Source organism: Actinoplanes philippinensis (genome assembly GCF_900113015.1).
Lineage (GTDB): Bacteria > Actinomycetota > Actinomycetes > Mycobacteriales > Micromonosporaceae > Actinoplanes > Actinoplanes philippinensis.
On record NZ_FONV01000010.1, the window covers coordinates 243,726 to 261,210 of the forward strand.

16 protein-coding genes are annotated in these 17,485 nt (G+C 72.1%); 3 read left to right on the top strand and 13 right to left on the bottom strand.

Going from position 1 to position 17,485, the window contains the following annotated elements; genetic code table 11:
• Nucleotides 1–39: 39 nt before the first annotated feature.
• Nucleotides 40–888, bottom strand: coding sequence for a response regulator transcription factor (locus BM290_RS26980; protein ID WP_093618693.1), 849 nt, complete (start codon nucleotides 886–888; stop codon nucleotides 40–42).
• 231 nt (nucleotides 889–1,119) lie between these two features.
• Between BM290_RS26980 and BM290_RS26985 the strand changes: the two genes are divergently transcribed.
• Nucleotides 1,120–1,506: a WhiB family transcriptional regulator gene (locus BM290_RS26985; RefSeq protein ID WP_093618920.1), complete on the top strand. Its 387-nt coding sequence runs from the start codon at nucleotides 1,120–1,122 to the stop codon at nucleotides 1,504–1,506.
• A 159-nt stretch (nucleotides 1,507–1,665) separates the two neighbouring features.
• On the opposite strand, the gene BM290_RS26990 is transcribed toward BM290_RS26985, so the two are convergent.
• The 12 genes from BM290_RS26990 to BM290_RS27045 all read right to left on the bottom strand — a co-directional run bounded on the left by BM290_RS26990 (nucleotide 1,666) and on the right by BM290_RS27045 (nucleotide 15,227).
• Nucleotides 1,666–3,282: a molybdopterin-dependent oxidoreductase gene (locus tag BM290_RS26990; RefSeq protein WP_373871079.1), complete on the bottom strand. Its 1,617-nt coding sequence runs from the start codon at nucleotides 3,280–3,282 to the stop codon at nucleotides 1,666–1,668.
• Between the two features lie 136 nt (nucleotides 3,283–3,418).
• Nucleotides 3,419–3,829 (bottom strand): hypothetical protein, encoded by a 411-nt coding sequence (locus tag BM290_RS26995; protein WP_093618694.1) that lies wholly within the window; start codon nucleotides 3,827–3,829, stop codon nucleotides 3,419–3,421.
• 76 nt (nucleotides 3,830–3,905) lie between these two features.
• Complete coding sequence (locus BM290_RS27000) at nucleotides 3,906–5,423, bottom strand: M16 family metallopeptidase (RefSeq protein ID WP_093618695.1); 1,518 nt, start codon at nucleotides 5,421–5,423, stop codon at nucleotides 3,906–3,908.
• A complete protein-coding gene (locus tag BM290_RS27005) occupies nucleotides 5,420–6,361 on the bottom strand; it encodes a hypothetical protein (RefSeq protein ID WP_239143703.1) in 942 nt (313 codons plus the stop codon). Before BM290_RS27005 ends, BM290_RS27000 begins: the two co-directional genes overlap by 4 nt.
• 21 nt (nucleotides 6,362–6,382) lie before the next feature.
• Entirely contained in the window at nucleotides 6,383–8,029 is a 1,647-nt protein-coding gene (locus tag BM290_RS27010) for a peptidase M16 family protein (RefSeq protein WP_177319921.1), read from the bottom strand.
• Nucleotides 8,026–8,904 carry a tetratricopeptide repeat protein gene (locus tag BM290_RS27015; protein WP_239143702.1) on the bottom strand — a complete coding sequence of 293 codons (879 nt, stop codon included), beginning with the start codon at nucleotides 8,902–8,904 and terminating at the stop codon, nucleotides 8,026–8,028. Before BM290_RS27015 ends, BM290_RS27010 begins: the two co-directional genes overlap by 4 nt.
• Before the next feature lie 62 nt (nucleotides 8,905–8,966).
• Nucleotides 8,967–10,145 (bottom strand): ROK family transcriptional regulator, encoded by a 1,179-nt coding sequence (locus tag BM290_RS27020; RefSeq protein ID WP_093618922.1) that lies wholly within the window; start codon nucleotides 10,143–10,145, stop codon nucleotides 8,967–8,969.
• A gap of 46 nt (nucleotides 10,146–10,191) precedes the next feature.
• On the bottom strand, nucleotides 10,192–11,442 hold the full coding sequence (locus BM290_RS27025; RefSeq protein ID WP_093618698.1) for a sugar ABC transporter permease: 1,251 nt from the start codon (nucleotides 11,440–11,442) through the stop codon (nucleotides 10,192–10,194).
• Nucleotides 11,443–11,444: 2 nt separating this feature from the next.
• Nucleotides 11,445–12,248 (bottom strand): ATP-binding cassette domain-containing protein, encoded by an 804-nt coding sequence (locus BM290_RS27030; RefSeq protein ID WP_093618699.1) that lies wholly within the window; start codon nucleotides 12,246–12,248, stop codon nucleotides 11,445–11,447.
• 64 nt (nucleotides 12,249–12,312) lie between these two features.
• The gene (locus BM290_RS27035) at nucleotides 12,313–13,401 is read right to left on the bottom strand and encodes a sugar ABC transporter substrate-binding protein (RefSeq protein ID WP_093618700.1); all 1,089 of its coding nucleotides are present in this window, start codon (nucleotides 13,399–13,401) and stop codon (nucleotides 12,313–12,315) included.
• A gap of 140 nt (nucleotides 13,402–13,541) precedes the next feature.
• Nucleotides 13,542–14,033, bottom strand: coding sequence for a Cys-tRNA(Pro) deacylase (ybaK, locus tag BM290_RS27040; protein WP_093618701.1), 492 nt, complete (start codon nucleotides 14,031–14,033; stop codon nucleotides 13,542–13,544).
• A 9-nt stretch (nucleotides 14,034–14,042) separates the two neighbouring features.
• A complete protein-coding gene (locus BM290_RS27045) occupies nucleotides 14,043–15,227 on the bottom strand; it encodes a class I SAM-dependent methyltransferase (RefSeq protein ID WP_093618702.1) in 1,185 nt (394 codons plus the stop codon).
• Between the two features lie 216 nt (nucleotides 15,228–15,443).
• Between BM290_RS27045 and groES the strand changes: the two genes are divergently transcribed.
• Together groES and groL are read left to right on the top strand one after the other, a co-directional pair.
• On the top strand, nucleotides 15,444–15,758 hold the full coding sequence (groES, locus tag BM290_RS27050) for a co-chaperone GroES (protein WP_014440794.1): 315 nt from the start codon (nucleotides 15,444–15,446) through the stop codon (nucleotides 15,756–15,758).
• A 72-nt stretch (nucleotides 15,759–15,830) separates the two neighbouring features.
• Nucleotides 15,831–17,483 carry a chaperonin GroEL gene (groL, locus tag BM290_RS27055; RefSeq protein ID WP_093618703.1) on the top strand — a complete coding sequence of 551 codons (1,653 nt, stop codon included), beginning with the start codon at nucleotides 15,831–15,833 and terminating at the stop codon, nucleotides 17,481–17,483.
• Nucleotides 17,484–17,485 lie beyond the last annotated feature (2 nt).

A 17,485-nucleotide genomic window follows, 5' to 3' on the forward strand; every position in this document is an offset into this window, starting at 1 on the left:
CAGCCACGGCGCTCTGCGTAGTTCGTACGATCACATGGTTTATGCGACAAGCCCTGCCCGGAAACCTGCCGCGACCGCATGGGCCCGGTCCCGCGCGCCGAGCTTGCGGAACAACCGCCGCGCGTGGGTCTTGACGGTGTCCTCCGAGACGAAGAGTTCCCGCCCGATCTCGGCGTTGCTCTTACCGTCCGCCATCCCCCGCAGCACCTGCAGCTCACGTTCGGTGAGCGTCAGCCGCCGCCCCGCGGGTTGTGCGTCGGTCATGCCCACCCCGGCTTCGTTGCCGGGCCAGGCCACCATCGGCCGTCCGGTGGCCGGGTCGATGGGCGCGTCGCCACGCTGGGCGGGGACCATCGGCGCGTTGGGCCCGAGCATGGCCGGCACCGCGGCGGCGTTGTGCACCCCGATGCCACCCTGCTGGTACTGGCCTCGGGCCGCCGGGGAGTTGTTGTTGCGGACACCGCCGGCCACGGTGGCCGGCTGAGCGTTGGCGCCGTTGATCGGCATGCCTTGCGGGCGCACCGGCAACAGCAGTAGGAGCAGCGCCTTGGCGACGACGCTGACCAGGTCGTGTTCGACGCCGCGGATGACGCCCCGGGCGCCGGCGGCGACTGCCGCGGCGGCGACCCGCGGGTCTTCCGCTCCGAAGAGCACCACCTGCGCCTGTGGGGCGCGTGCGAGTACGCGCCGGGTGAAGCCGACGCTGTCGGGCCGGGTCACGGCGGTGTCGGCCAGGACCACTTCGGCGGGGCGTTCCGCCAGTCGGATCATGGCCTCGGTCTCGCTGACCGCTGTCCGGACGACGCCGGTCATGCCGAGCCGGGCCGCGGTGGACGCGACGGTCTGGGCCGCCAGCGGGGTTCGGACGCACACGAGGACGGTACGCACAGTGATCCTCCTTCTCTCTCAGAGGAGATCACGCGAGGGCCGCAGCATTACGCGCTTTAGATGGAAAAAACGGGAAAGATAGGTATGACTTGCCACCCCTTTGCCATACCGCTCGCGAAGACATCGACCTGGTGCGTGTGAGGTTGGCGTGACCTGGGTACACCGGCAAAAGGCCGGTTCCTGGCCCCTCACGACGAACGCTCCGCGGTGCCGCGCGGGAGGAGGGTGTTGATGTCGAACGTTCGCAGACTGCCCGGTCCCATCGCTGATGTCTGGGATTGGCAGAGACTGGGGCTCTGCCGAGGCCGGGACAGCGCACAGTTCTTTCACCCCGATGGCGAGCGCGGATCTTCCCGCAGTCGCCGGGAGGCCAAGGCGAAGACCATGTGCGGCGCCTGCCCGGTCCGGGCGGAGTGCGCTGCGCACGCCCTCGCCGTACGCGAGCCGTACGGGGTGTGGGGAGGTTTCAGCGAATCGGAGCGGCTGCGGCTGCTCGCGGTCGGCTGGGAGGATCTGGCGGACCGTCACGGACGGGTCGACCTGCTCCGGCTCGAGGCTCGCCTCGGCCGGCCCCACAAGACGGCGGTGCCCGCGCAACGGCAGGCACCGGCGGCCTGACGCCGCCCGGCACGCGGCATCACCACACGGCTTCCGGCACGGTCCTCGATCGAGGACCGTGCCGCGTGGTTCAGCGGTTCTTCAACCGCATTGGTGGACATGCAAGCCACCGTATGAGCGACTTGCTTTCCCGAGTCGGACCGAAAGTGCGGCTTTCAACTACCCGATCTCGACGGTCACCTGGTGTAGTCCGGTGGCGCCGTCCGGTGCCGGTGGCGCCTCCAGCGGCGTCTGTGTCACCCCATCGAGATCGGTCGCACGTACCCGAAGGGTGTGCCGCCCGGCGGAGGCGTCCCAGGTCAGGCTCCACTGCCGCCAGGTGTCCGCGGAGACCGTGGCGGCGAGCGTGGCGGGCCGCCACGGACCGTCGTCCACCTGCACCTCGACCGTGGCGATGCCGCGATGTGTCGCCCATGCGACTCCGGCGACCGTCACGGCGCCCACCGGCTTGCGGCTCCCGTCGCGGGGGCTGTCGATTCGTGACTGGGTCTTCACCGGGGCCAGCGCCGACCATCCGCGCGGCACCCAGTAGGCGTCGAAGTCGGCGAACCGGGTCAGCTCGATCTCGGTGATCCACTTGCAGGCGGAGACGTAGCCGTACAGTCCGGGAACGATCATCCGGGCCGGGAAGCCGTGCTCGACCGGCAGCGGCTCACCGTTCATCCCGACGGCGAGCAGCGCGTCCCGGCCGTCGCGCAGCACCGCGGTCGGCGCGCCACAGGTCCAGCCGTCCACCGACCGCTGCACCACCTGATCGGCTTCGGGCAGCGGATCGGCCTCGTCGAGCAGGTCCTTGATCGGGGTGCCGAGCCAGAGGGCGTTGCCGATCAGGTCGCCGCCCACCTCGTTCGAGACGCAGGCGATCGTCACGTAGCGCTCGACCATCGGCCGCTTCAGCAGGTCGGCCCAGCTGATCGTGATCGGGTTGCGGACCATCCCGTGGATCCGCAACTGCCAGGCCTCCGGGTCGATCTGCGGCGTGACCAGGGCGGTGTCGATCCGGTAGAAGGACCGGTTGGGCGTCACGTAGGGGTTCGTGCCGGGCACGTCCACCCCGGCCGGCAGCACCGGTCCCGGCGCCGAGGCCGGGGGCAACGCGACCGCCTGCCGGGCCGCGGTCACCACGCGGCGGGAGGTCAGCATCCGGCCGGCGACCCCCGCCAGGGCTGCGGCGGCGGCGATGATGCCCAGGTCGCGGAGGAATCGGCGACGGCTTTCCTCGATCTGGTACGGCCAGACGACCTCACGATCGGTCCTGAGGCCGGTCCGCGCCGCACCGGTCGTGTCGCCGCCTCCGGCCGCACCGGTCCCCGCCGTGCCGGTCCCCGCCGTGCCGGTTGCATGCGCGGTTCCCGCGGTGCCGGTTGCATGGGCGGTTTCGGCCGTGCCCGCGCCGTCGCCGGTTTCGGCCGCTGCGGCCCGCCGGCGGAGGTGGGCCAGCACCAGCACTGCCACCCCGGCGCCGACCAGCGACGGGAGCACCGAGGTCACGCCGGCGCCCGGCCGGGTCGCCGCCGCCACCGCCCCGGCCAGCCCGAACAGCCCCACTCCGGCGACCGCCGGAGCCCATCGCCGGCGGGCCAGCACACCCACCCCGAAGGCGTAGGCGGCCAGCAGCAGAACCGTCCCGGTGATCAGCGCGGTCTTGTCGTGCACCCCGAAGACGGCGATGCCGAAGTCCTTGACGGGAGCGGGCACATGGTCGACAACCACCCCGCCGACCGCCACGACGGGGGCCGAGCGCGCCCCGGTCAACAGTGCGGCCAACTCGGCCACTCCGAGAGCGGCCGCAGCCGCCGCCACCCCGGCGAGCCCGGATCTGATCGACACCTTCACCCGACCATCGTCCCCGTTCTCCGCCGCGGCGGGTATGCCCGGAGACCTTACGGAATCCTGTCGGCCTCGGCCGTCGTCAGGACGGACGGGGCCCGCGGCGATCCCGGAGCCCGACGACCAGGCCGGAGACCATGGCGCTCCCGATCGTCAGCCCGAGGAAGAGCATGAGCGCCCCGACCCCGAAGAGGCCGGTGGTGTCCGAGCGCGCCGCGTCGGCGGTCCATGCCGCGACGAATCCGAGCGTCAGCCCGATCGACGCGGGCAACGGCCGGGCGCCGGCCAGCTCCACGACGACCAGCAGGATCAGCAGCGAGACAGCGCAGCCGGCGACCTGCCACGCCTCGTACGGGCCGGACTCCACGCCGGTCACCGGATCCGTCTGGTATTCGTCGTCCCAGCCCAGCCAGGCGAACCAGGTCAGCGCGGACAGCAGGGCCACCAGCACGCCGGCCAGGCCCTGGACCAGGGCGTCACGTTTCGCTGCCATGAGATCACTCCTCGAGAAGTCGCCACGCCGAGTATGTGCGCTGCCCGGCGGGGCGCACGCGAGCGGGAGGACTGCGTCAGGCCCGGCGGATCCGGCGCAGCGCCCGGGAGAGGACCGATCCGGACCGGGCCGGTGGCTCCGGCGCCGCCGGGCGGGGGATCCGCTCCGGGTCGCGGGGTGGCATCGTGACCCGCAGCTCCGGCCGGGTCCGCGCGTCCAGGGCAGCCGCCATCGCGGCGCCGTCCGGGTAGAGGACGGGCTCGACACGCAGCTGGACGGCGTCGTGCCCGATGTAGACGCGACCGCCGTCCGGCCAGGTCAGCACGGCCGAGCACTCGTCGAAGAGCACGGTGGTCGTCGACTCGGCGCGGACCAGGCTGATCCCTCGCTCGCCGATGACCAGCTGCGGCACCGCGTCGTCGGCCGACCGGTGTGTCACGCCGTCCACCGGTGGCACCGAGGACGGCGGCGCGGCGGCGTATCCCGCCCAGTCGGCCTCGGTCTCGCCCGGCGTCATCAGCAGGCCGTCGGCGCAGGCCGCGGCGGCGATCGCGACGACGTCGTCCCGGGTGACCGCGCCGAGTTCGGTCAGCACCTCGTCGAGGCTCCGCACCGTGCGGCCGTCGAGCACGTCGAACGCCTGGGCGGGCAGCCGCCCCCCGGTGGCTTCGGCCTGCCGCAGCTCCTCGCGGCGCTTGTTGACGACGGCTGTCACCTCCGCCTCGTCGATCATCCCGAGGCGGGCCGCGGCCAGCACGTCGACGAGGCCGCCGAGCACCGCGCCCTGCTTCTCGGGCAGCGAGTCGGCGGCCGCGGTGATCACGGCACGGCCGTCGGCGCGGGGCATGTAGTCGGCCACCACGTTGTAGGAGAGCCCGCTCTCCTGCCGCAGCGAACGGAACATCGACCGTCGCAGCACCTCGGCGAAGACGGCCGCGCCCTCGCCCCGGTCGACCACGGCGTCCCAGGCGACCGCGTCCTCCGAGCCGGGGAAGTACGCCGGGCGTACCGGAAGGATCGACGAGGGCGCCGGCGCCGCCTGCCGCGTGCCGCCGGGAAGGTCGAGCCGCAGCCCCGCGGGCACGCCGGGCCCGGCGATCCAGAGCACCGCGTTGTCGCGGTGGAAGTAGCGGGCCACCCAGGCGCGCAGGTCGGCGGGGCCGATGGCGCCGAGTCCCCACTCCGGGTAGTTGGCCAGGCCGTAGTCGCGGGCTCCGTGCCGCCACAGGGCCAGCCGCCCGGCCGGTCCCTCGCCGCGGGAGTTCTGCTCGGTGCGCAGGATCTCCTTCTCGACGGCCAGGCGGTCCAGCGGCAGGTCGCCGAGGCCGGCGCAGACCCCGTTCAGGAAGGCGACGATGTCCGGCTCGGCGCCCTGCATGTGGAAGACGGTGTGCTCGACGCCGGTCGCGCCGTTGTAGTGGTAGTCGGCCATCCCGAGCGAGTGCAGCGCGAGGTGCTCGATCAGGTGCGTGATGCCACGGCGGGGCAGCGTCTCGTCGACGAAACCGACCCGGAAGGCGAGTCCCGCGCTCATCGGCCCGGTGGTCGGCGCGATCAGCACCGGCACCCCGTCGACCTCCTGCCTGATGGTCACGAGGCTCCCTCGTACGCCCAGGCCCGCGCCTCCCGGACCTGCGCGTTGACGTCGTCGCCGACCTGGTTCCACGGGTACTCCGCGGCCAGGTTGCCGAGGCCGGCGAACGCGGTGGCGGCGGACCGCCGGTCGTCGAGCATCGTGAAGATCAGCGCGAACGCGTTGAGCGCCTGCAGCCAGCCGGGACCGTGCCGGAACTCCGGATGCCAGATCGACCGGTGCGCCGCCTCGTAGATCTCGGTACGCACCGCGTCGTCCGCCAGGTACCGGAAGACGTCGGTGTCGTCGTCGCCGAAGATGTGCTCGACGTGCGCGTGGACGACCAGCACCGCGTGCGGCGATCCGGGCGGGGCGGCCTGCATCGCGTCGCGGGCGAACCCGTGCACCAGCTCCCAGGTGCCGTTCCATTTGGGGCAGGCGCTCTGCAGGAACTGCAGTTGGGCGGGCAGGTGGTGGGGCTGGGCGGTGAGTGCCCGGTCGAGGCGGCGGCGGGTCTCGGCCAGGCCCAGTTGCAGGCCGCGGGCGGTGAGCAGCCGCGCCGTCCAGATCGCCGGATCCCGCGGATGGCGGGCCGCCGCGTCGATCAGCACCTGCTCGGCCCGTCGCAGCCAGTCGTGGAACCGGTGGAACTGCCGGGCGCTGACGTGCTGGGCGTACCGCCCGGAGCGGATCTCCCAGCCGACGTGGATCAGATGGTGGCCGAGCAGTGCGGCCGCGGACGCGTCGGTCGCGTCGGCGGTCAGCACCCCGCGCAGGAACTCCTCCAGGCCCAGCTCAGCGGCGCAGGAGGACAGCGCGGCGCTGCGGGCGGACGGCTCCAGCTGGTCGAGCAGAGCCCGGCAGGCCGGCCAGTCCCGGCGCCGGAGGGCCGCCCGCAGCCCGGCGATCTCCGGGTACGCGACGGCCACGTCGAGCACCACGTCGCTGGAACCGATCATGGCGGGCACTATAGAGGCACCTCACCCCCGGCGGCTGTCCGATTCCCGCACCGTGGCCCAGCAGTACCGGGCGAAGAGCGCCCCGAAGACGAGGGACCCGGCGAGCGCCAGCAGCTCCTCGCCGCGCGGGTTGTCGGTCTCCGCACCGGCCAGCGACTGGACGAGGATCCACAGGCCACCGCTGAGGAAGAAGAGCGCGAGCACACCGCAGACCGCCGCCGTGACGTAGCGTCGCGGGCCGCTGTCCCGGGGCGCGGGCTCGGGCTGGGGGATGTGGTCGCGGTCGCGGGGTGGCATCTCGATGCGCAGCCGCTGCGGGATTCGGGCGTCGATCTCGCGTACCACCCGGTCGGCGCCCCGGTAGAGGGTCGGCTCGACCCGGACCGTCACCGCGTCCTCGCCGATCAGCCGGCGGCCGCCGTCCGGCCAGGCCAGCAGGGCGGCGCACGAGTCCCAGCGGACCGCGGCGACCACGCCGTGGCCGGTCACGCCGACACCCTCGTCGCCGCTGATCAGCCTCAGCGCGCGGTCGCGGCGGCCACGATGGACACGGCCGGGCGGCACAGCCTCCGACATCGCCGGGGCCGCGGTGTATCCGGCCCACTCGGCGGTGCTTCCGGACGGGACCATCAGCAGCCCGGCGGCGTACGCCTCGGAAGCCACCCGGGCCACCTCGGCCGCGGTGACCGCCCGGACCTCGGCGAGTGCCTCCTCCAGGGTCTGCACCTCGCGCCCGGCGAGCAGATTGAAGGCCTGGCCGGGCAGGCGGGCGCCCCGCGACTCGGAGTCGCGCAGGCCCTCGCAGGTGAGTTTCACCACGGCCGCGACCTCGTCCGGGTCGATCTGCCCGGCCCGGACCGCGGCGAGCACGTCGACCAGCCCGCCGAGGGCGGCCTCGGCCCGGCCCGGCAGCGGGTCGGCGACGGTCAGGATCCGCGCGGTGCCGTCGGATCGGGGAACGTACTCGGTACGGCTGTGCTCGGTGAGGTCGCGCAGCTCCCGGTGCACGCGGCGCTCCAGCACGTTGGCGAAGACCGCCGCTCCGGGCCCGCGGGTGATCACCGTGTCCCAGCCCACGCCACCGGCGAACCAGGCCGGGGTGGCCGCAAGCGTCGTGGCGGCCGGCGGCGGTGACTGCCGGGCGCCGGCCGGGAGGTCCAGACGCAGCCCCTCCGGCACCTCGTCACCGGCCAGCCAGAGGGCCGCGTTGTCCCGGGTGAACCAGCGGGCGATCCACTCCCGCAGATGCTCCTCGGTGAGGCCGGGCAGCGCCCACTCCGGATAGCTGACGACCCCGAAGCCGCGGGCGCCGTGCCGCCACATCGGCAGCGGATCGCGCTCCGGCTGGGCGCCGCGGACCAGGTCACGCACGGTCGCCAGGCGGTCCAGGGGCGGGTTGCGCAGCGCTGCGCACACGCCGGTGAGGAACTCGGTGGTCTCGGCCGGCGAGCCCTGCACGTGGAACCAGGTGTGCTCCGGCCCGGTCGTCCAACTGGTCCGGCCGGTCGCGCCGAGACCGTCGGTCACCAGGTGCTCGACCAGGCGGGTGATGCCGCGCCGGGCCAGTGGCTCGTCCGCCGTGCCGACCCGGAACACCAGGCCGGCGTGGGCGGGGCCGGTCACCGGCGCGAGCACCGCCGGGATCCCGTCGACCTCCAGTCGCCTCATGTGCCGCCTCCCGCCGCCCGTCTCCGATACTTCACGATCACCGAACCCGGATCGCCGAGATGATCCCACGGGTACGCGGAACCGAGATCGCCCAGCGCGGTGAGGAGTGAGTCCGCCGCGGGCCGGTCGTCGAGCAGAGCGAACACCATCGCGAACGTGCTCGTCACCCGGACCCAGCCGTGGCCGTGCCGGAAGTCGGCGTGCCACACCGAGCGCCGGGCCGCCTCGTACAGCTCGGCACGGACCTCGTCGGCGGCGAGATAGCGCCGCCCCGCCGACGCGCGCCGGCCGTGCTCCGCCCGCCGGTGCTCCAGATGGGCCTCGGCGATCAGCACCGGCCCGAACGACCCCGGTGGCGCGGACTCGGCCGCCGTCCGGGCGAACGTGTGCGCCGGCTCCCAGTCGCCGCCCGGCTCCGGGCACAGCTGCCGCAGGTATTCCCGCTGGCCGGGCAGGTGGTGCGGGTCGATCTCGGCGAGCCGGCCGTACCGCCGATCCGCCTCGGACCGGCCCAGCCGCAGCTCACGCGCGGTGCTCAGGCGGGTTGTCCAGATGGCCGGGTCCCGCGGGCTGCGGGCGGCCGCGTCGACGAGCAGCCGCTCGGCCGCGACCGGGCCGTCCGCGCCGAGCAGGTGCCGGCCGAGCAGCACGGCGGCCGCGCCGTCGCCCGGATCACCGTCCAGCACGCCCCGCAGGAACGTCGCCAGGCCCGGCTCGGCGAGGCCCACGGTGGTGAGCTCGGTGCGCTCCACCGGCCCGGCGGCGTCCAGGAGCGCACGGCAGGCCGGCCAGTCCCCGGAGTCCAGGGCGTCCCGCAGACCGGTGATCAGCGGGTAGGCGGCTGCCGGGTCCAGAACCGGTTGACGCGGGAGCATGGCGGGCAGCATAGATCTTCGGTGGCAGTGCCCATTCACGACGGTGGACCATCACCGTCCGATCAGGACACCAGCGGGTCGTCGAGGAGGTGCTCGAAGGCCAGCTCGGCCGCCCCGATCAGGGCCGCGTCCGGGCCGAGCTCGGGGGTACGCAACCGGACGTGCTCGCGACAGGCGGGCAGCCCGACCGCGTTGAGCCGGCTGCGGATCTGCGCCGCGGCGCCGAGGTAGACGTCCCGCAGCGTGCCACCGAAGATCACCACCTCCGGGTTGAAGATGTTCACCAGGTTGCCGACACCGAACCCGACCCAGTCGCCCACCTGCCGTAACGCGTGCTGCGCCGAGCTGTCCCCGCGCATCGCGGCATCCACCACGGCCAGCACCGCCTCCCGGCCGCTGCGGTCCTCCCGCCCGGCCAGGCGTAGCAGGGCGTGCTCGCCGATCTCGGTCTCCCAGCAGCCCCGGGAGCCACAGCTGCAGGTCCGGCCGTACGGGTTGACGACCATGTGGCCGACCTCACCGCCGTACCCGCCGTGCCCGTGCACCCGCCGTCCCCCGGCCACGATCCCGGCGCCGACACCGACGTCGCCGTACAGGTAGATGACGTTGTCCGAGCCGACCGCGGCGCCCCGCGAGTGCTCGGCCAGCACACACACGTCGGCGTGGTTGCCCACACTCAGCGGGCCGAACTCCTCCAGCTCGGTGCGCAGCGCCTCACCGATCGGCTCGTCCACCCAGCCGATCGTCGGCGCCAGCCGGATCATGCCGTCCTCCAGGCGCACCATGCCGGCCACGGCCACGGCGCTGCCCACACAGCGGCCGTCGGCGGGAGCGCCGGAGCGCATGGTGCGCACGTAACGGGCCAGCGGGCGGACCGCCTCGCCGGCGCTCATGCCGCGGGGGCGCTCGGTCTCGTACTGCTCCAGGATCCGGCCGCCCAGCCCGACCCGGGCCGCGCGCAGGCGGTCCACCTCGATGCTGAGCGCGTAGGCGTACACCCGCCCGGATTCCGGCCGCACCACCAGCGAGGGCCGTCCGGCCCGCCGGGTCTCGCGTGGCGCGGCCTCACTGACCAGGCCCGCGCCGATCAGGTCGGCGGTGAGGGCGCCGATCGTGCTGCGGTTGAGGCCGAGCCGGGTGGTCAGCTCGGCCCGGGACGTCGCCCCGTGCATGTGGACGTAGCGCAGCAGCGTCCCGAGGTTGTGCTTGCGGACCTCTTCCTGACTCGGGCCGGCCCGCATCAGCGAACCCGGGCCCGGCCCCGTCGTCTCGTTCATCGGGGCCTGATCACCGGTTGCCGGCCGCCGCGCGACGCCGGGCCAGCGCGTCGACACCGGCGGCGATGAGCAGGATCACACCCGTGAAGATGTAGCGCGTCCCGGAGGAGAAATCCATCAGGAACATGCCGTTGTCGATGACCGCGATCACCGCGCCGCCGATCACCGCGTGGATGACCTTGCCCTTGCCGCCGAAGAGGCTGGTGCCGCCGATCACCGCGGCGCCGACCGAGTAGAGCAGGGTGCTGCTGCCGCCGGTGTTCGGGTCGACCGATCCGGCCCGGCTGACCAGCATGATGCCGCCGATCGCGGCCATGAACGAGCCGATCACGAAGACCGAGATGCGGATCCGGTCGACCGGGATGCCGGCCCGGCGGGCGGCCTCCGGGTTGCCGCCGACGGCGTAGACGTGCCGGCCGTACGAGGTCCGGCCGAGCACCAGGGTCCACAGCACCAGGAAGCCGCCGATCACCAGCGCCGCGATGGGCACGCCCTTGAGCGAGGCGACGGCCGGGTTGATCGCCCGTTCCCGGGTGAGGATCGCGGTCGCGGTCAGGATCAGCGCCGCGATGCCGGCGACCCGGAGCAGGGTGACCCCGATCGGCTCGGTGAGCAGGCCCCGGTCGGCCCGGCCGCGGTAGCGCAGGAACTGGAAGAGCGCGAATACGGCCACCGACGCGATGGCCAGCCCCCAGCTCCACGAGACCGGAAGGCTGTCCTTGTTGAGCGACTTGATGAAGCCGTCCGGGATCGAGAGGTTCTTGCCCTCGCCGAGCAGGTTCAGCAGGACGCCCTGGAAGGCCAGGAAGGCCGCCAGCGTGACGACGAAGGACGGGATGCCGACCTTCGCCACCAGGAAGCCGAGGGCCAGGCCGATCACCACCCCGGTGAGCAGCGCCCCGAGCAGCGCCACCGGCTCGGCGTAACCCCGATCGGTGAGGAGGATCGCCATCGCCGCGCCGCAGACGCCGGCCGCGTACCCGGCGGAGAGGTCGATCTCGCCCAGCAGCAGGACGAAGATCAGTCCCATCGCGATCATGGTCAGTCCGGCGGCCTGGTTGAACAGGTTCGCGAGGTTGCCGGCGCTGAAGAAGGAATTCGGGCGGGCGGCGCCGAAGATCAGCGTCAGGACGACCAGGCCCAGTACGGCGGGCAGGGCGCCGAGGTCTCCGCCGCGGATCCGGGCCAGGTAGTCGCGGAGGTGACCGGCCATGGTCGGCCGGGCGACCTTCACGCCGCCGGCTATCTCGTACGTCGACATGCTCACAGCTGGCCCCCCGGCATGAAATCGGCGAAGTCGGTGGGGCCCTCCGGCGGGAGGCCCAGATTGCCGCTGCGCCCGCCGGTGATCAACTCGACGACCTGGGCGTGGGTGACGTCGCTGGTCTTCACCTCGGCGGCCATCCGGCCCAGATAGAGCGCGGCGATCCGGTCGGAGACCGCGAAGACCTCGTTCATGTTGTGGGAGATGAGCGCCACGCCGAGACCGTTGTCGGCGAGCCTGCGGACCAGTTCGAGCACCTGCGCGGTCTGCGCCACACCGAGGGCCGCGGTCGGCTCGTCCAGGATGACGACCTTGCTGTTCCAGAGCACCGCCTTGGCGATCGCCACGGTCTGCCGCTGGCCGCCGGAGAGGCTGGCGACCAGTTGGCGGAGCGACTTGACGGTGCGTACCGAAAGGCTCGCCAGCGTCTCGGCCGCCATCTGTTCCATGGTCGGCTCGTCCAGGACGATGCCGCGTTTCTGTTCCCGGCCGAGGAACATGTTCTGGACGATGTCCAGGTTGTCGCAGAGGGCGAGGTCCTGATAAACGACCTCGATACCGAGATCGGCGGCGTCCCGTGGGCTGTTCACGGTGACCGTCCGGCCGTCGAAGAGCACCGTGCCCGCGTCGATCGTGTAGATGCCGCTGATGCACTTGACGAGCGTCGACTTGCCCGCGCCGTTGTCACCGACCAGCGCCGTGACCTCGCCGGGGTAGACGCTCATGCCGACGTCGTGCAGCACCTGGACGGGACCGAAGCTCTTGTCGATCCCGCGCAGCTCCAGTAGAGGTGTCGCGGCCACGGATGTCTCTCCTTCGTCGGCTGGGCGCCGCCCGCGGGATGCCGGGGCGGCGCCGTCGCCGGGTTCAGCTGATTCCCGCCTCGGTGCAGGCTGTCACGAATGCGGCGGTGCAGAGCGATTCCCGGGTGACGTACCCGTCCTCGAGGACCACCTCGATGTTCTCCCTGGTGATCGCTTCCGGCTTGAGCAGCAGCGCCTTGACCGGGGCATGGGACTCCGGGTCGGTCACGGTGTCGGTCGCCGTGGTCGGGGTCTCGCCGCGGGCGAGGGCGATGGCCAGCCCGGCGGCCGCGGCGGCCTCCTTCTTGATCGCCTTGTAAACGGTCATGCACTGGTCGCCGACGAGGATGTTCTGCAGTCCCTGGACGGTGGCGTCCTGTCCGGTGACCGGGACGGTGCCGTTCAGCTTGTTCTTCTTGAGAACCTCGATGGCGGCGTTGCCGAGGCTGTCGTTCGCGGCGAGCACCCCGGCGATCTTGTGATCCTTGGTGAGCTGCTGCTCGAAGATCGTGCCGCCCTTGGCGCCGTCCCAGTCCGGAACCGCGTCCTCCGGGCCCTTGAGGTACTCGCCGGAGGCGAACTTCGGCTGCAGGACCGAGTCGTAGCCCTCCTTGAACAGGGTGGCGTTGTTGTCGGTGGGCGAACCGTTGAGGAAGGCGACCACCGGGGTGGGCACCCGCTTCTCGCTGAGGCAGTCCACCAGGCCCTGACCCTGCAGCTTGCCGACCTCGACGTTGTCGAAGGAGACGTAGTAGTCGGCGCCGCCGCTGAGCGTGAGACGGTCGTAGTCGATCGTGCGAATGCCCGCCTTCCGGGCGCTTTCCAGCACGTTCTTGCCGGTGCCGGAGTCCAGGTTGACGGTCATCAGGACCTTCACGCCGGTCTGGATCATGCCCTCGGCGATCGTCTGGAACGAGGCCTTGTCGCCCTGGGCGTTCTTGATGTCGGCCGGTACGCCCGCGGCCGCGAACGCTTCGGCCAGATACTTCAGGTCCGCGGTCTCCCAGCGGGCCGAGCTCTTGGTGTCGGGCAGGATCACGCCGATCACCGCGTCCGCGCCGCGCCCGGCCGGATCGTCCTCGGAGGTACAGGCGGACAGTCCTCCCGCGGCCAGCAGGCCGGCCGCGGCAAGGGTCAGCATTCGACTACTCATTCCCTCTATGTCCTTCCGGGGGGTAAATCCGGAACTGTCGTTCGGATTTGTCAGGACAACCGGTTTGTTGTGTCCGGCAACGTATTCCTCCGGTGACAGGGAACACAAGCGGCGTCACGTGACAACGCCGGAGGAGCCGCTCAGGACCCTCCGGTCCGGATGGGCGCGACGATCGCTCCGGTCAACCTGATCAGATCGGCCGGCGCCAGCGACACCTGCAGACCGCGGCGGCCCGCCGACACGTACATCAGGTCGAGCCCGGCCGCCGTGTCGTCGATGACCGTGGGCAGCCGCTTGCGCTGTCCGAGCGGGCTGATCCCGCCTCGGACGTAACCGCTGCTGCGCTCGGCGGCGGCCCGGTCGGCCAGCGCCGCCCGCTTGCCGCCGGCGGCCGACGCCAGCGCCTTGAGGTCGAGATCGCCGGTGACCGGCACGACACCGACCACGAGAGCGCCGTCCACCTCCGCCACCAGGGTCTTGAAGAGCCGCTCCGGCGCGACACCCAGGGCCTCGGCCACCAACGCCCCGTAGTTGGGCGCGTCGGGGGACACCTCGTACGGATGCAGCGTGTGCGCCACCCGCTCCGTGTTCAGCACGACGGTGGCCGGCGTGCCGGCCGCTTTCTTGGCCATCCGCGCAAACTACATCGCCGACGTGGTGAGCAGCGCCACCGGTGCCCCCTCGACGCGCGTCAGCACCAGCCCGGCCGTGTTCGGCCCGGACAGCCGCAGGTCCTTGCGCAGCTGGTCGGGCACCAGCGCCGAGCCCCGTTTGCGGATCTCCAGGACGCCGACGCCCCGCTCCCGCAACAGCGCGCGGAGCCGTTTCAGCGAGAACGGCAGCATCTCGGTGACGCCGAGCCGGCGGGCGAACGGCGTGTCCACCGGGTCGTCGGTGTAGACGTAGGCGATCTCCGGGTCGGCCAGCCGCCCGCCGATCGACGTGGCGAACTCGGCGACCAGGTGCGAGCGGACCACCGCCGGGTCGGGGTCGTAGATCCAGGCGCCGACCGGACCCACCCCGGCCACGGTGTCACCGGCGCCGGTCAGGCCGGCGTCCGGGCCGAGCAGCGTGGCCCGGCGCGGGACCTCGGCGAGCGGGCCGCACCAGAACGCGGCCTCGACCAGGTCGCCGCCGACGCTCACCCACTCCCCCTCGGCGCCCGGCGGCAGCAGCGCGTGGTCGATGCCGGGCGCGAGTTTCAGCACCGTGCGCGGGGTGCGGCCGGGCAGGCCGGCGATGAAGTCCCACGACGGGGAGTAGGCCTTCGGGTCGAACACCCGGCCACGACCGGCCTGCCGACGAGCCGGGTCGGCGAACACCGCGTCATACCGCTCCACCGGCACCGAGGTGGCGTCGGCGCACTCCACGGTGATCCGGCCGGCCAGCCCGGCGGCCTCGGCGTTCGCGGCCGCCAGCGCCGCGGTCACCGGGTCGGCGTCCACGGCGTGCACCGTGATGCCGTGCCGGGCCGCGGCGAGCGCGTCCGATCCGAGCCCGCAGCCCAGGTCGGCCAGGGTCTCGACGCCCGCCGCGGCGAGCCGCGCGGCCCGCCGGTCGGCGACCACCGCCCGGGTGGCCTGCTCCAGGCCGGCCCGGGTGAAGAACATCCCGGCAGCGTCCGGGCCGAATTTCATCGCGGCGCGCGCGCGCAAACTAGCCTGGGTCAAGGCGGCCGCGGAGAGCTCCGCGCCGAAGCCCCGGGCCCGCAGCGCCGAGGCGGCGGCGAGCGGCTCACCGCCGGTCACCTCAGCCGCCGCGGCCAGGGCTTTCAACCCCTCGGGGGTACGCAACAGTCGCAACAACTCAGGGGTCACGAGAGGCATTCTCCCTGGCGTGACTGGTTGGCACTCTGGTTGACGGAGTGCTAGTTCCGGCATAGTCTCGGCGTTAGCACTCTCGACATGAGGGTGCCAGCCGCCCGGGTCCTCCGTGGCGGTTAGGCACCAGGCGGACCGGCACCCGCGACGACGGCCCCGCCCGGTGGCATGAGGCATTGACCGGCCTGGTTCATGGCCGGCGAAACCTGTACCCAGGAGGGTATGCCCGTGACTACCGCGACCAAGGTTGCGATCAAGCCGCTCGAGGACCGCATCGTGGTCCAGGCGAACGAGGCCGAGACCACCACCGCGTCCGGCATCGTGATCCCCGACACCGCCAAGGAGAAGCCCCAGGAGGGCACCGTCCTCGCCGTCGGTCCCGGCCGGATCGACGACAAGGGCAACCGCGTTCCGCTCGACGTGAAGGTCGGCGACGTCGTCCTCTACTCGAAGTACGGCGGCACCGAGGTCAAGTACGCCGGCGAGGAGTACCTGGTGCTCTCCGCCCGTGACGTCCTCGCGGTCATCGAGAAGTAAGACCTAACTGATTGCGCTTGCGCCCTGTTCCGATAGCTCGGGGCAGGGCGCTGGTGCGTGAAGGGACCATTCATGGCGAAGATTCTCAGCTTCTCAGACAACGCCCGGCACCTCCTGGAGCACGGCGTCAACACCCTCGCCGACACGGTCAAGGTCACCCTCGGTCCGCGGGGTCGCAACGTCGTCCTGGACAAGAAGTTCGGCGCGCCCACGATCACCAACGACGGCGTCACCATCGCCAAGGAGATCGAGCTCACCGACCCGTATGAGAACCTCGGCGCCCAGCTGGTCAAAGAGGTGGCGACCAAGACCAACGACGTCGCCGGCGACGGGACCACCACGGCGACCGTGCTCGCGCAGGCGCTGGTCCGCGAGGGTCTGCGCAACGTGACCGCGGGCGCCAACCCGATCGGCCTCAAGCGCGGCATGGACAAGGCGGCCGAGGCCGTCTCCAAGGCGCTGCTGGCCAAGGCCGTCGAGGTCGCCGACCACAAGGCGATCGCGAACGTGGCCACCATCTCGGCGCAGGACGCGAACATCGGTGAGCTGATCGCCGACGCGATGGACCGGGTCGGCCGCGACGGCGTCATCACCGTCGAGGAGGGCTCGGCGCTGCACACCGAGCTCGACGTGACCGAGGGTCTGCAGTTCGACAAGGGCTTCATCTCGCCGAACTTCGTGACCGACGCCGAGGCGCAGGAGGCGGTGCTGGAGGACGCGCACATCCTCCTCACCACGCAGAAGATCTCCAGCATCGAGGAGCTGCTCCCGCTCCTGGAGAAGGTGCTGCAGACCGGCAAGCCGCTGCTGATCGTCGCGGAGGACGTCGAGGGCCAGGCCCTGTCCACCCTGGTGGTCAACTCGCTGCGCAAGACCATCAAGGTCGTAGCGGTGAAGGCGCCGGGCTTCGGTGACCGCCGCAAGGCGATCCTGCAGGACCTCGCGATCGCGACCGGCGGCGAGCTGATCGCCCCCGAGCTCGGCTACAAGCTCGACCAGGTCGGCATCGAGTCGCTGGGCAGCGCCCGCCGGATCGTCGTCGACAAGGAGAACACCACCATCGTCGACGGTGGCGGCAACTCCTCCGACGTCTCCGACCGGGTCTCGCAGATCCGCAAGGAGATCGAGGCGTCCGACTCCGACTGGGACCGTGAGAAGCTCTCGGAGCGGCTGGCCAAGCTCTCCGGCGGCGTTGCGGTGATCAAGGTCGGCGCCGCGACCGAGGTCGAGATGAAGGAGCGCAAGCACCGCATCGAGGACGCCATCGCGGCGACCAAGGCGGCTGTCGAGGAGGGCACCGTCCCGGGTGGCGGCGCCGCTCTGGCCCAGGTCGCCAAGGAGCTCGAGGGCAACCTCGGCCTCACCGGCGAGGAGGCGCTCGGCGTCGGCATCGTCCGCAAGGCGCTGCTCGAGCCGCTGCGCTGGATCGCGCAGAACGCCGGTCACGACGGCTACGTCGTGGTGGGCAAGGTCGGCGAGCTGGGCTGGGGCCACGGCCTCAACGCCGCCACCGACCAGTATGTCGATCTGGCCTCGGCCGGCATCATCGACCCGGTGAAGGTGACCCGTAACGCGGTCTCCAACGCCGTCTCGATCGCCGGTCTGCTGCTCACCACCGAGAGCCTCGTGGTGGAGAAGCCGGCCGAGCCCGCTCCGGCGGCCGCCGGCGGGCACGGTCACAGCCACGGTCACGGGCACGGCCACCAGCACGGTCCGGGTTTCTGATC